Origin of the sequence: Pseudomonas sp. FW300-N2F2 (genome assembly GCF_017351655.1) — a bacterium.
Taxonomy (GTDB): Bacteria; Pseudomonadota; Gammaproteobacteria; order Pseudomonadales; family Pseudomonadaceae; genus Aquipseudomonas; species Aquipseudomonas fluorescens_AA.
This window is the reverse complement of the sequence record NZ_JACNDQ010000004.1, coordinates 796,066-808,575: the sequence shown is the minus strand read 5'-3', so window position 1 is coordinate 808,575 and position 12,510 is coordinate 796,066. Positions and strand designations below refer to the sequence as shown.

The following is a 12,510-nucleotide window of genomic DNA, read 5'->3' as shown; positions in this document are numbered from 1 at the left end:
GCCCACCTTGCCTGACACCCGCCCTCCCATCCTCGACGAAATCGACCGCCAACTGATCGCGGCCCTGCAAATCAATGCCCGGGAAAGCGTCGCCATGCTGGCCCGGCAGTTGGGTATCGCCCGGACAACCGTCACTTCGCGCTTGGCGCGCCTGGAAAAGACCAAGGTGATTACCGGATATGGTGTGCGCCTGGGTCAACGGGTGATTGATGGCGGCTTGCAGGCTTACGTTGGCATCAAGGTCCAACCGCGCTCCGGCAAGGACGTGCTGCGACGCTTGAGCGCCATGGCCCAAGTCCAGCAATTGTGCGCGGTCAGCGGTGAGTTCGACTACGTCGCCTGGCTGCGCACCGATTCGCCGGAACAACTGGACCAGTTGCTGGACCAGATCGGCAGCGTGGACGGTGTAGAGAAGACCACCACCTCGATCATCCTCAGCAGCAAGATCGACCGGGGTCAGCCGGTCTAGGCCCTACATGACTTAACCTGTGGGAGCGAGCTTGCTCGCGATAGCGGTCTGTCAGTCCATGAAAGTGCTGACTGAACCGGCGCTATCGCGAGCAAGCTCGCTCCCACAGGAATATCGCCAGTTACGGTGTTGGATGGGAGAAATTTTCGATCCTGACCTGCCCCTCTGGAAAGGTCGCGATAATCTCCAATTCCCCCCCCATGGCCCGGATGTAATTTCGCAACGTGCTGATGTACATATCCGTCCGACGCTCCATTTTCGAGACTGCCGCCTGGTTGATATGCAGTGCCTTGGCCAAGGCCTCCTGGCTCAACTCCTGCGCCTGGCGCAACTCGTGCAACGGCATTTCTGCACGCAACGTCTGATACAGAGCCTGTGCACGAGCCTGGGAGTCAGGCGACCGACGCGCCATCAAGTCGGAAAATTTCTTAGCCATTGTCAAAGCCCTCTCTCTTCAATACTTCCAAATGCTCGTCATAGAGGCGTTCGGCCAAAGGCACATATTCCTGATACCAACGGCCCTGGCCGGTTTTGTCTCCCCCGATCAGCAGGATGGCGCAGCGGCGAGGATCAAACGCATAGAGCACACGATAAGGCCTACCTGCGTGTTGCACTCGTAACTCACGAAGGTTGCCATGGCGCGAACCCTTGATATCACTGGTGTGAGGAAAGCCCAGATACGGCCCGGTGTCGCCGAGCAGCATTACCGAGGCCTGTACAGAGTCTTGCTCTGACTCACAGAGACGGTTCCACCACATCTCAAATTCGTCAGTGTATTCAACGTCCCATTTCATTCAAATATGCCACCCAGGATATATAACCTCAAGGGAATAACCATAGGAGTTTGGGCGGGTATCTGCTTCTGTTGATCGTGCAAGCAATTGTTAAGGAGAGTTTCTGTGGGAGCTTGCTCGCGATAGCGGTCTGTCAGTCCATGAAAGTGCTGACTGAACCGGCACTATCGCGAGCAAGCTCGCTCCCACAGGAATGCATTTCGTCACTACGCCTTACAGTCACATCAAAATGACTTACAACCACTCAAAACGACGACATATTGTGTCTTATTAACGTGTTCTACCCTCCCTAGAATGGCTGGCATCTTTCCTATACTCAGACGCGAGCACCGCGTCGAGTCGCCCATCAAGGTCCGCCATGAACAAGAACAATCGCCACCCAGCAGACGGTAAGAAGCCCATCACCATTTTCGGGCCGGACTTTCCTTTCGCCTTTGACGACTGGATCGAGCACCCGGCGGGCCTGGGCAGCATTCCCGCCCACAACCACGGTACGGAAGTGGCGATTGTCGGTGCCGGGATCGCCGGCCTGGTGGCGGCATACGAGTTGATGAAGCTGGGGCTCAAGCCCGTGGTCTACGAGGCATCGAAAATGGGCGGGCGCCTGCGCTCACAGGCGTTCAACGGCGCCGAAGGGGTGATTGCCGAGCTGGGCGGCATGCGTTTTCCGGTGTCATCCACCGCGTTCTACCATTACGTCGACAAACTGGGCCTGGAAACCAAACCCTTCCCCAACCCACTGACCCCGGCGTCCGGCAGCACGGTCATCGACCTGGAAGGCCAGACCTATTACGCACAGAAACTGGCGGACCTTCCCGCACTGTTCCAGGAAGTCGCCGACGCCTGGGCCGATGCGCTGGAAGATGGTTCGCGCTTCGGCGACATCCAGCAGGCGATCCGCGACCGCGATGTGCCACGCCTCAAAGCGTTGTGGAACACCTTGGTGCCGCTGTGGGACGACCGCACTTTCTACGACTTCGTCGCCACCTCCAAGGCGTTCGCCAAGCTCTCGTTCCAGCACCGCGAAGTGTTCGGCCAGGTCGGTTTCGGCACGGGCGGCTGGGATTCGGACTTCCCCAATTCGATGCTGGAAATCTTTCGCGTCGTGATGACCAACTGCGACGACCACCAGCACCTTGTGGTCGGTGGCGTCGAGCAGGTACCCCACGGCATCTGGAATCACGTGCCCGAACGCTGTGCGCACTGGCCGGAAGGTACCAACCTGAATTCGCTGCACCTGGGCGCCCCACGCAGCGGCGTGAAGCGCATTGCCCGTGCCGCCGATGGCCGGTTCAGCGTGACGGACGTGTGGGAAAACACCCGCGAGTACGCCGCCGTGCTGGTCACTTGCCAGAGCTGGCTGCTGACCACCCAGATCGAGTGTGAAGAAGCGCTGTTCTCGCAAAAAATGTGGATGGCCCTGGACCGCACCCGCTACATGCAATCGTCGAAGACCTTCGTGATGGTCGACCGCCCATTTTGGAAAGACAAGGACCCGGAAACCGGTCGCGACCTGATGAGCATGACCCTGACCGACCGCCTGACCCGTGGCACCTACCTGTTCGACAACGGCGATGACAAGCCAGGGGTGATTTGCCTGTCGTATTCCTGGATGAGCGATGCGCTGAAAATGCTCCCGCATCCGGTGGAAAAACGCGTGAAGCTGGCCCTCGATGCCCTGAAGAAGATCTACCCCAAGGTGGACATCGCCGCACGGATCATCGGCGATCCGATCACCGTGTCCTGGGAAGCCGACCCGCACTTCCTCGGTGCCTTCAAGGGCGCCCTGCCCGGCCACTATCGCTATAACCAGCGCATGTACGCGCATTTCATGCAAGACGACATGCCGGCCGAACAACGCGGGATCTTTATCGCCGGCGATGACGTCTCATGGACACCCGCCTGGGTCGAAGGCGCGGTACAGACCTCACTCAATGCCGTGTGGGGCATCATGAAGCACTTCGGCGGTGAAACTCACGCCGAGAACCCGGGTCCAGGTGATGTGTTCCACGAGATCGGTCCGATCGCCCTGCCTGAATAAAAGGAGTTTTCGATGCGCGTAGCCCTCTACCAATGTCCACCGCTGCCACTGGATCCGGCCGGCAACCTGCACCGCCTGCACCAGGTGGCGCTGGAAGCCAGGGGCGCCGATGTGCTGGTGCTGCCGGAGATGTTCATGACCGGCTACAACATCGGTGTCGATGCGGTGAATGTACTGGCCGAGGTCTACAACGGCGAATGGGCGCAGCAGATCGGCCGCATCGCCAAGGCAGCCAACCTGGCGATTGTCTATGGCTACCCGGAACGTGGCGAAGACGGGCAGATCTACAACGCGGTGCAACTGATCGACGCCCAGGGCGAGCGCCTGGCCAACTACCGCAAGAGTCACCTGTTCGGCGACCTTGATCACGCCATGTTCAGCGCCGGCGACTCAGCGCTGCCCATCGTCGAGCTCAACGGCTGGAAGCTCGGCCTGCTGATCTGCTACGACCTGGAATTCCCGGAAAACGCCCGACGCCTGGCCCTGGCCGGCGCCGAGCTGATCCTGGTGCCAACCGCCAACATGCAGCCCTACGAGTTCATCGCCGACGTCACCGTGCGCGCCCGAGCCATCGAGAACCAGTGTTTCGTGGCGTACGCCAATTACTGCGGCCATGAAGCTGAATTGCAGTATTGCGGCCAAAGCAGCATCGCCGCACCAAATGGCAGTCGCCCGGCGCTGGCGGGGCTGGACGAGGCCTTGATCGTCGGTGAACTGGATCGACAACTGCTGGACGACTCCCGCGCGGCCTACAACTACCTGCACGATCGCCGCCCCGAGCTTTACGACGACCTGCACAAACACTGATTGAGGATTGAGAAAGGGCCCTGATCCGCTAGCATGGGCGCATCCTTGTTCTGGAAGCGCCCATGCCGGTCCCCGATTCCCTCCGCCCCCACACCGAAACCCTGGCCAACGGCTTGCGGGTGACATTGCGTCATGTCCCGGGCCTCAAGCGCAGCGCCGCGGTACTGCGCGTCGCCGCTGGCAGCCATGACGCCCCCCTGGCCTGGCCGGGCATGGCGCACTTGCTCGAACACCTGTTCTTCCTCGGTACCGAACGGTTTCCCGCCGAGGAGAATCTGATGGCCTACGTGCAGCGGCACGGCGGTCAGGTCAATGCGCGCACCAGTGAACGCACCACGGATTTTTTCTTCGAGCTCCCTCCCGCAACCTTCGCCGACGGGCTGGAACGGCTGTGGGACATGCTCGCCCAGCCACGCCTGGATGAAGCTGAGCAGTTGCGGGAACGGGAAGTGTTGCACGCGGAGTTCATCGCCTGGTCCCAGGATGCGGCCGCCCAACGGCAGCTTGCCTTGTATGAGGGCGTGTCAGCGTCCCATCCGCTGCGGGGTTTTCACGCCGGCAATCGCGACAGCCTCGCCGTGGAACACGCCGAATTCCAAAGCGCATTGCACAACTTCTATCGCCGCTTTTACCAGAGCGGCCAGATGACGTTGAGCTTGGCCGGCCCACAAAGCATCGACGCCTTGAAAGCGCTGGCGCAACGGTTCGGCAGCCACGTATCGGCCGGTGAAGCGGTCGCTGGATCGTCGCCGCCAAGGCTGATGGCATCGTCCCAGATGCGTTATCAACAGGCCCAGGAAGGTTGTCTCGACCTGTTGTTCGCCTTCGAAGCGTTGCCCGCCGCCTCCCCCCAAGCCCTGGACTTTCTTTGTACGTGGCTGAACTCCAGCAAACCGGGCGGCCTGCTCGCCATGTTGCGTCAGCGCGGCCTGGCTGACAGCCTCAAGGCCACTGCGCTGTATGAGTTTGCCGGACAAGGGCTGCTGCACATCGAATTCAAGCACGGCAACGCTCAGGCAGCGGCGCAAATCCAGCCGTTGCTGCACGACTGGTTGGGATTCTTTGCCGCCCAGGATGACTGGGCGCCGTTGCGCCAGGAATTCACCGCGTTGTTGCAGCGACGGCAGGAGACAGGATCGGCCTTGCAGTTGGCCCGCTGGGACTGTGAAGGACGTGACACGCCGCTGCTGGCAAACGACCTCGTGAGGCTCAGGGAAATCCTCAGGCAACTGCACCCCGCCGCTAACGTCGTGGAACCCTGGCAACTGCCCGCGCCCAATCCGTTCCTGCAAACACCAAGCGAAGCGCCTCGCGCCGGGCTGATCCGCGGCCAGACCAGCGCCCACCGCGGTTTGCGAACCTTCGCCCAAGATCGCTCCCGGGGCCGGCGGGAACGCTCGCCCATGCAGTTCAGCCAGGCGCTGCCAGACAACGGTCGTGAAGGCGCGGTGTACCTGCGCTGGCAACTGACGAGCCAGGCACCGCCCGACGTTCAATCCAGGCTCGACCGGCACCTGCAGGATGTGCGCGAAGAGGCTCGGCAGGCCGGCGTGGAAGTCAGTTTCGAAGCGTCCGCCCATCAATGGCTGCTAAAACTGGTCGGCTTGCAGGCACCGATGCCGTTGGTGCTCGAACACGTTCTGGCGAAGCTTGCCCAACCCCTGCCAATGGCCCAGGCCGGTGACGAAATTCCGTCGATGCCGATTCGACAGCTGTTGAAGGCGCTGCCGGATCATTGCCGGCAATCATCAACGTTGCCGATGCCCGACAGCGATCAAGACGTGTGGACAACGGCCCGCTGGGATGGGCTGTCCATCGGTCTGTCGGCCGCCACCCAAGGGGCGCTTGGCCCGGCGCTGGCCCGTGTGCCGGGCGTTGCCGGCGAGGACGTCAGCCTGGCGTCGGCGTCGCGTGGGCAACGCGTCTGGCATAGGCTCCAGACCCACGGTGAAGAATCGGCCGTGTTGCTGTTTTGCCCGACCGCCACCTCGGCGCTGGCCGACGAAGCTGCCTGGCGGTGGCTGGCACAGCTGTGCCAGACGCCGTTCTACCAGCGCCTGCGCGTCGAGTTGCAGGTGGGTTATGCGGTGTTCAGCGGCTTGAAGCAGGTCGATGGGCAAACCGGGGTGTTGTTCGGCGTCCAATCGCCCAGCCTCTCGGCGGCAGAACTGATCGCCCACCTCGAACAATTCCTGGCCGGGTTACCGGCGCTGATCCAGCAGCTTGATGACGCGTCCCTTGCCCGTCAGCAGCAGGCTCTCGCCGCCCAACTCCAGAGCAGTGCCCAGCCCTTCGCCCAGGCCGCCGAACTGCTCTGGCAGGGCAAGCTGGCCGGCCGCCCGTCGGATTATCTTGAGCAGTTGTCTGCTGCCATCCTGTGCCTGGATCGCGCCCGGCTCGAGGCTGCCGCCCAGGGTTTGCTCGATGCGCAAGGGGGATGGTATTGCCTGAGCAACGGCGCCTGCCCACCAGAACACTGGCAAGCGGCGCAGTGATCATTGCAGCCGCTGTAATGAGCTTTCTTCGAGAATCGCGGCGAACGAATTTGTCAGATTTAGTAACATAGGCGCCTAAGCATCTGAACATCTCCGAACGGAGGTGGACTATATGTATAGGTCTCCACCGTTCCATCGAACCAAAGTCCCCCAACCAAAGGAGTATTCCCATGTCCTGGTCCAAACCCGCATATATCGACCTGCGTATCGGTTTCGAAGTCACCATGTACTTCGCCAGCCGTTGATTGCTGCAGGCGATTAAGCACGCAGCACTACGCCTCGGCCAGCCGAGGCGTTTTTATTTCGGTTTGCAGATGGAGCAGCTATGTTCGTCCAGATTCTAGGTTCCGCCGCCGGCGGCGGTTTCCCCCAGTGGAACTGCAACTGCGCCAACTGCGCAGGTTTTCGCAACGGCAGCCTGCGGGCCCAGGCGCGTACCCAGTCGTCCATCGCCCTGTCCGATGACGGTGTGAACTGGGTGCTGTGCAACGCCTCCCCGGACATTCGCGCCCAGCTCCAGGGCTTCGCCCCGATGCAGCCTGGCCGGGCCCTGCGCGACACCGGCATTGGCGCGATCATCCTGATGGACAGCCAGATCGACCACACCACCGGCCTGCTCAGCCTGCGCGAAGGGTGCCCGCATCAAGTCTGGTGCACCGACATGGTTCATGAAGACCTGAGCACGGGCTTTCCACTGTTCAACATGCTGACCCACTGGAACGGCGGGCTGAGCTGGAATCGCATCGAGCTCGACCAGAGCTTCACCATCGCCGCTTGCCCGAACCTGCGCTTCACCCCGCTGCCCCTGCGCAGCGCCGCACCGCCCTATTCACCCCATCGCTTCGACCCGCACCCGGGCGACAACATCGGGCTGATAGTCGAAGACCTGCGCACGGGTGGCAAGCTGTTCTATGCCCCGGGGCTGGGCAAGGTCGACGAGTCATTGTTGGCGATCATGGCCGGCAGCGACTGCTTGCTGGTTGACGGCACGATGTGGGACGACGATGAGATGCAGCGCCGTGGCGTTGGCACCCGCACCGGCAGGGAAATGGGCCACCTGGCCCAGAACGGCCCCGGCGGCATGCTGGAAGTGCTGGAGCAACTGCCCGAGCAGCGCAAGGTCCTTATCCATATCAACAACACCAACCCGATCCTGGACGAAGACTCGCCCGAGCGGGCAGAGCTTGTACGCCGAAAGATTGAAGTGGCCTACGACGGAATGAGTATTGAGTTGTAGGAAGGTCGGAACCAATGTGGGGGTGGGCTTGCGGTGTATCCGTCGACATTGGTGCCGACTGGTAGGACGCTATCGCGAGCAAGCTCGCTCCCACAGTAGTCCTGATATCTGATTCACAGCACAACCCGTGTGGGAGCGAGCTTGCTCGCGATGGGGCCAGCCCTGACGCCACAGAACCCAACGGTTATTCCCCGGAGACCGAAATGACTGACACCCCCCTGCCCCCCGCCGAGTTCGAAGCGGCCCTGCGTGCCAAAGGCGCGTATTACCACATCCATCACCCCTATCACGTGGCGATGTATGAAGGTCGTGCCACTCGCGAGCAGATCCAGGGCTGGGTCGCGAACCGTTTCTACTATCAAGTGAATATCCCGCTCAAGGACGCCGCGATCCTGGCCAACTGCCCGGACCGGGAAATCCGTCGCGAGTGGATCCAGCGCCTGCTCGACCATGACGGCGCGCCCGGCGAAGACGGCGGCATCGAAGCCTGGCTGCGGCTGGGCCAGGCGGTGGGCCTGGACCCCGACCAACTGCGCTCCCAGGAACTGGTGTTGCCGGGGGTACGCTTCGCGGTGGACGCCTATGTCAACTTCGCCCGCCGGGCCAGTTGGCAAGAGGCCGCCAGCAGCTCGCTGACGGAACTGTTCGCCCCGCAGATCCACCAGTCGCGCCTGGACAGTTGGCCCCAGCATTACCCGTGGATCGACCCGGCCGGCTATGAATACTTCCGCACCCGCCTGGGCCAGGCCCGGCGCGATGTGGAGCATGGCTTGGCGATCACCTTGCAGCACTACACCACCCGCGCAGGGCAGGAACGCATGTTGGAGATTCTCCAGTTCAAGCTGGACATCCTCTGGAGCATGCTCGATGCCATGAGCATGGCCTACGAATTGAACCGCCCGCCCTATCACAGCGTGACCGACCAACGGGTTTGGCACAAAGGAATTACCTTATGAGTTTCAACCGCAGCCAAACCCCGCGCTGGCGCCCCGGCTATCGTTTCCAGTACGAACCGGCCCAGAAAGGCCACGTGCTGCTCTATCCTGAAGGCATGATCAAGTTGAACGACAGCGCCGCGCTGATCGGCGGCCTGATCGACGGCGAACGGGATGTCGCGGCCATCATTGGCGAGTTGGCCAAGCAGTTTCCCGACGTGCCGGAACTTGGTGACGACATCGAGCAATTCATGGAGGTCGCCCGTGCACAGCACTGGATCGAACTTGCCTGACACCCGCGCCCTGCCGCCCATGCCGGAAGTCGGCCTGCCGCTGTGGCTGCTGGCGGAGCTGACCTATCGGTGCCCGTTGCAATGCCCGTACTGCTCCAACCCGTTGGACTTCGCCGAGCAGGGCAAGGAGCTGAGCACCGAGCAATGGTTCAAGGTCTTTCGCGAAGCCCGGGAAATGGGCGCCGCGCAGCTGGGTTTTTCCGGCGGCGAGCCGCTGGTGCGCCAGGACCTGGCCGAGCTGATCGGTGAAGCGCGCAGGCTGGGTTTCTATACCAACCTGATCACCTCCGGCATCGGCTTGACCGAACAGAAAATCAGCGACTTCCAGAAGGCCGGGCTGGACCATATCCAGATCAGTTTCCAGGCCAGCGACGAGCAGGTGAACAACCTCCTGGCCGGCTCGAAGAAAGCCTTCGCGCAAAAGCTGGAAATGGCCCGGGCGGTGAAGGCCCACGGCTATCCGATGGTGCTGAACTTCGTGACCCACCGGCACAACATCGACAAGATCGACCGCATCATCGAGCTGTGCATTGCCCTGGAGGCCGACTTCGTCGAACTCGCCACCTGCCAGTTCTACGGCTGGGCGCAATTGAACCGTGTCGGCCTGCTGCCCACCCGGGAGCAACTGGTACGCGCCGAGCGCATCACCAATGAATACCGCGCCAAGCTGGAAGCCGAAGGCAATCCGTGCAAGTTGATCTTTGTCACGCCGGACTACTATGAAGAACGACCCAAGGGCTGCATGAACGGCTGGGGCAGCATTTTCCTCACCGTCACGCCGGACGGCACGGCATTGCCCTGTCACGGCGCCCGACAGCTACCGGTGCAGTTTCCCAATGTGCGCGACCACAGCATGCAGCACATCTGGTACGACTCGTTCGGCTTCAACCGTTTCCGCGGTTATGACTGGATGCCCGAACCGTGCCGCTCCTGCGATGAAAAGGAAAAGGACTTCGGCGGCTGCCGCTGCCAGGCGTTCATGCTCACGGGGGACGCCAGTAACGCCGACCCGGTGTGCAGCAAGTCCGAACACCACGGGGTGATTCTCCAGGCGCGTGAAGAGGCCGAGCACGCCACGCAAACCATTGAACAGTTGGCCTTTCGCAATGAACGAAACTCGCGCCTCATCGCCAAAGGCTGAGCCTTTCAGCGCCGCCCAGGCCGTTGCCGCCGGCACTGACTTCGCCGAACTGCAGGTCGGGCCCTTGGGCTTGTTCTGGAATGAATACCGCCCCGCGGACGGCGCCTGCCGGATCTGGCATTGGCAAGATGCCCAGGCCCGCTGTTTGACGCCGGACGGGTTCAGCGCGCGCAGCCGGGTCTATGAATACGGCGGCGGGTCGTTCTGCCTGAGCCATGACGGCGTGCTGTTCGTCAATGAGACCGACCAGCAGCTGTACCACCAGTCGCTGAGCGACGGGCAACTCGTGGCGCTGACCTCCGGTGAGTGCCGCTACGGGGACCTTGGCTTTGCCGGTGGCCAGGTGTTGGCGGTGGAAGAACAAGCCAACCAGCATCGCCTGGTGTCGATCGGGTTGGCGGATCATCAACGGCATCTACTGGCTGAAGGCGCCGATTTCTACGCTTCGCCGACCCTGAGCCCGGACGGCCAGCGGCTCGCCTGGGTTGAGTGGAGCCGCCCGCATCAACCCTGGACAGCGACGCGGTTGATGTTGGCCGAACGCAATGCTTCGGGTTGGGGCGAGCCACGCTGTGTGGCCGGCGACGGTGAGCAAGAGTCCATTCAGCAACCGCGCTTCGACGCAGCCAGTCGCCTTTATTGCCTGAGTGATCGCGGTGGTTATTGGCAACCCTGGAGGGAGTCGGCCCAAGGCCTGGCAGCACTGCCCGCCGCCGAAGCCGATCACGCCCCCGCGCCATGGCAACTGGGTGGCTGTACCTGGCTGCCGCTGGATGAACACACGTACCTGGCGAGTTGGACCGAAGCGGGTTTCGGGCGCCTGGGCCTGTGTCGCGAAGACCACGCCAGCGAGGACTTTACCGGCACCTATACCCGCTTTCGCAGCCTGGCGCTGGATGAGCGGTTCATCTACGCCATTGCCGCCTCGCCGACCGGCCCGTCGGCGGTCATTGCCATCGAGCGGCATAGTCATGACGTGGCGGTGCTGGCCGGCGGCGTCGCGCCATTGCCCGTCGAACAGATCAGCCGTCCTCGCACCCTGCGTTATCCGTCCGGGTCAGGTGAGGCCCACGGGTTCTTTTACCCGGCCATGAATGTACAGGCGAAGCCGCCCCTGGTGGTGTTCATTCACGGCGGCCCCACCTCGGCCTGTTATCCCCTGTTCGATCCGCGTATCCAGTATTGGACCCAGCGTGGCTTTGCCGTTGCCGATCTCAATTACCGCGGCAGCAGCGGCTATGGCCGGGCCTATCGGCAGGCATTGCATTTGAACTGGGGCGTGGTGGATGTCGAGGATGCCTGCGCGGTGATTGCCTACCTGGATGAGCAAGGCCTGATCGACGGCCGTCATGCGTTCATTCGGGGAGGCAGTGCCGGTGGCTATACGACCCTCTGCGCCTTGGCGTTCCATGAGGTCTTCCGTGCCGGCGCCAGCCTCTATGGCGTGAGCGACCCTGTTGCCCTCGGCCGGGCCACGCACAAGTTCGAAGGTGATTACCTGGACTGGCTGATCGGCGATCCGCAACAGGACGTCGAACGCTACCGCGCCCGCACCCCGTTGCTGCACGCCGGGAACATCCGTGTGCCGGTGATCTTTTTCCAGGGTGAACTGGACGCCGTGGTGGTACCGCAGCAAACCCGCGACATGGTCAGTGCCTTACAGGCCAACGGCGTAGCCGTCGAGGCGCACTACTATCCGGATGAGCGTCACGGTTTTCGCAAAGCCGCGAACCAGGCGCATGCGCTGGAGCATGAGTGGTTGTTCTATCGCAAGGTGATGGATGGCGATCTGTAGGACGCCAGACAAACTGTGGGAGCGAGCTTGCTCGCGATAGCAGTAGTCCAGTCGATATTTCCGTGGACTGACACACCGCTATCGCGAGCAAGCTCGCTCCCACAGGGGGATTTTATGACCGATGAATTCAGCGCTTGGCGATGATGTACACCGCATGCACGATGCCAGGGATGTAACCCAACAGCGTCAGCAGGATATTCAGCCAGAACGCCCCGCCGAAACCGACTTGCAGGAACACCCCCAGTGGCGGCAGCAGGATGGCGATAATAATGCGAATGAAATCCATGGATGACTCCCTGATCGACGATGGCCAAATTGCCACATAGCTCATTGACCTCAAGCCGCTCGTCAGGGTTCAGTGAAACGCAAGCAGAAGGAGCCCCGGAGTAGGGCGCGCTGCCAAGGAACAAAAAACCCAGGCAAAAGAAAACCCCGCCGAAGCGGGGCTTTGCAGACTGTTTCCCTGACATCCATTTCACTCCGCCGTCCTGGCAGAATCCTAC

The 12,510-nt window shown here is 61.9% G+C and carries 13 protein-coding genes; 10 read left to right on the top strand and 3 right to left on the bottom strand.

Features of this window, described 5'->3' with window-relative positions:
* Positions 1 to 7 precede the first annotated feature (7 nt).
* Positions 8 to 469 (top strand): Lrp/AsnC family transcriptional regulator, encoded by a 462-nt coding sequence (locus J4E63_RS30275; protein ID WP_207284158.1) that lies wholly within the window; start codon positions 8 to 10, stop codon positions 467 to 469.
* Between the two features lie 121 nt (positions 470 to 590).
* Here J4E63_RS30275 and J4E63_RS30270 read toward each other — a convergent pair whose 3' ends face one another.
* Complete coding sequence (locus tag J4E63_RS30270) at positions 591 to 905, bottom strand: XRE family transcriptional regulator (protein WP_025215812.1); 315 nt, start codon at positions 903 to 905, stop codon at positions 591 to 593.
* Positions 898 to 1,263, bottom strand: a complete 366-nt coding sequence (locus J4E63_RS30265; protein ID WP_207284157.1) for a type II toxin-antitoxin system RelE/ParE family toxin — start codon at positions 1,261 to 1,263, stop codon at positions 898 to 900. The genes J4E63_RS30270 and J4E63_RS30265 overlap by 8 nt, the downstream gene beginning before the upstream one ends.
* A gap of 358 nt (positions 1,264 to 1,621) precedes the next feature.
* Here J4E63_RS30265 and J4E63_RS30260 point away from each other — a divergent pair, with 358 nt between their 5' ends.
* The 9 genes from J4E63_RS30260 to J4E63_RS30220 all read left to right on the top strand — a co-directional run bounded on the left by J4E63_RS30260 (position 1,622) and on the right by J4E63_RS30220 (position 12,007).
* Positions 1,622 to 3,304: an NAD(P)/FAD-dependent oxidoreductase gene (locus J4E63_RS30260; RefSeq protein ID WP_207284156.1), complete on the top strand. Its 1,683-nt coding sequence runs from the start codon at positions 1,622 to 1,624 to the stop codon at positions 3,302 to 3,304.
* A gap of 12 nt (positions 3,305 to 3,316) precedes the next feature.
* On the top strand, positions 3,317 to 4,111 hold the full coding sequence (locus J4E63_RS30255; protein WP_060740343.1) for a carbon-nitrogen hydrolase family protein: 795 nt from the start codon (positions 3,317 to 3,319) through the stop codon (positions 4,109 to 4,111).
* A gap of 62 nt (positions 4,112 to 4,173) precedes the next feature.
* Positions 4,174 to 6,606 (top strand): pyrroloquinoline quinone biosynthesis protein PqqF, encoded by a 2,433-nt coding sequence (gene pqqF / locus J4E63_RS30250; RefSeq protein WP_207284155.1) that lies wholly within the window; start codon positions 4,174 to 4,176, stop codon positions 6,604 to 6,606.
* Positions 6,607 to 6,776: 170 nt separating this feature from the next.
* Positions 6,777 to 6,851 carry a pyrroloquinoline quinone precursor peptide PqqA gene (gene pqqA / locus J4E63_RS30245; RefSeq protein ID WP_003177660.1) on the top strand — a complete coding sequence of 25 codons (75 nt, stop codon included), beginning with the start codon at positions 6,777 to 6,779 and terminating at the stop codon, positions 6,849 to 6,851.
* Between the two features lie 80 nt (positions 6,852 to 6,931).
* Positions 6,932 to 7,843, top strand: coding sequence for a pyrroloquinoline quinone biosynthesis protein PqqB (gene pqqB, locus J4E63_RS30240; RefSeq protein WP_092202698.1), 912 nt, complete (start codon positions 6,932 to 6,934; stop codon positions 7,841 to 7,843).
* Between the two features lie 203 nt (positions 7,844 to 8,046).
* Positions 8,047 to 8,799, top strand: coding sequence for a pyrroloquinoline-quinone synthase PqqC (pqqC, locus tag J4E63_RS30235; RefSeq protein WP_207284154.1), 753 nt, complete (start codon positions 8,047 to 8,049; stop codon positions 8,797 to 8,799).
* Entirely contained in the window at positions 8,796 to 9,071 is a 276-nt protein-coding gene (gene pqqD, locus J4E63_RS30230) for a pyrroloquinoline quinone biosynthesis peptide chaperone PqqD (protein WP_207284153.1), read from the top strand. Before pqqC ends, pqqD begins: the two co-directional genes overlap by 4 nt.
* 19 nt (positions 9,072 to 9,090) lie before the next feature.
* Positions 9,091 to 10,212 carry a pyrroloquinoline quinone biosynthesis protein PqqE gene (gene pqqE, locus J4E63_RS30225; RefSeq protein ID WP_207284211.1) on the top strand — a complete coding sequence of 374 codons (1,122 nt, stop codon included), beginning with the start codon at positions 9,091 to 9,093 and terminating at the stop codon, positions 10,210 to 10,212.
* Entirely contained in the window at positions 10,178 to 12,007 is a 1,830-nt protein-coding gene (locus J4E63_RS30220) for a S9 family peptidase (RefSeq protein WP_207284152.1), read from the top strand. The genes pqqE and J4E63_RS30220 overlap by 35 nt, the downstream gene beginning before the upstream one ends.
* 127 nt (positions 12,008 to 12,134) lie before the next feature.
* On the opposite strand, the gene J4E63_RS30215 is transcribed toward J4E63_RS30220, so the two are convergent.
* The gene (locus tag J4E63_RS30215; protein ID WP_003177654.1) at positions 12,135 to 12,293 is read right to left on the bottom strand and encodes a YqaE/Pmp3 family membrane protein; all 159 of its coding nucleotides are present in this window, start codon (positions 12,291 to 12,293) and stop codon (positions 12,135 to 12,137) included.
* Positions 12,294 to 12,510: the final 217 nt, after the last annotated feature.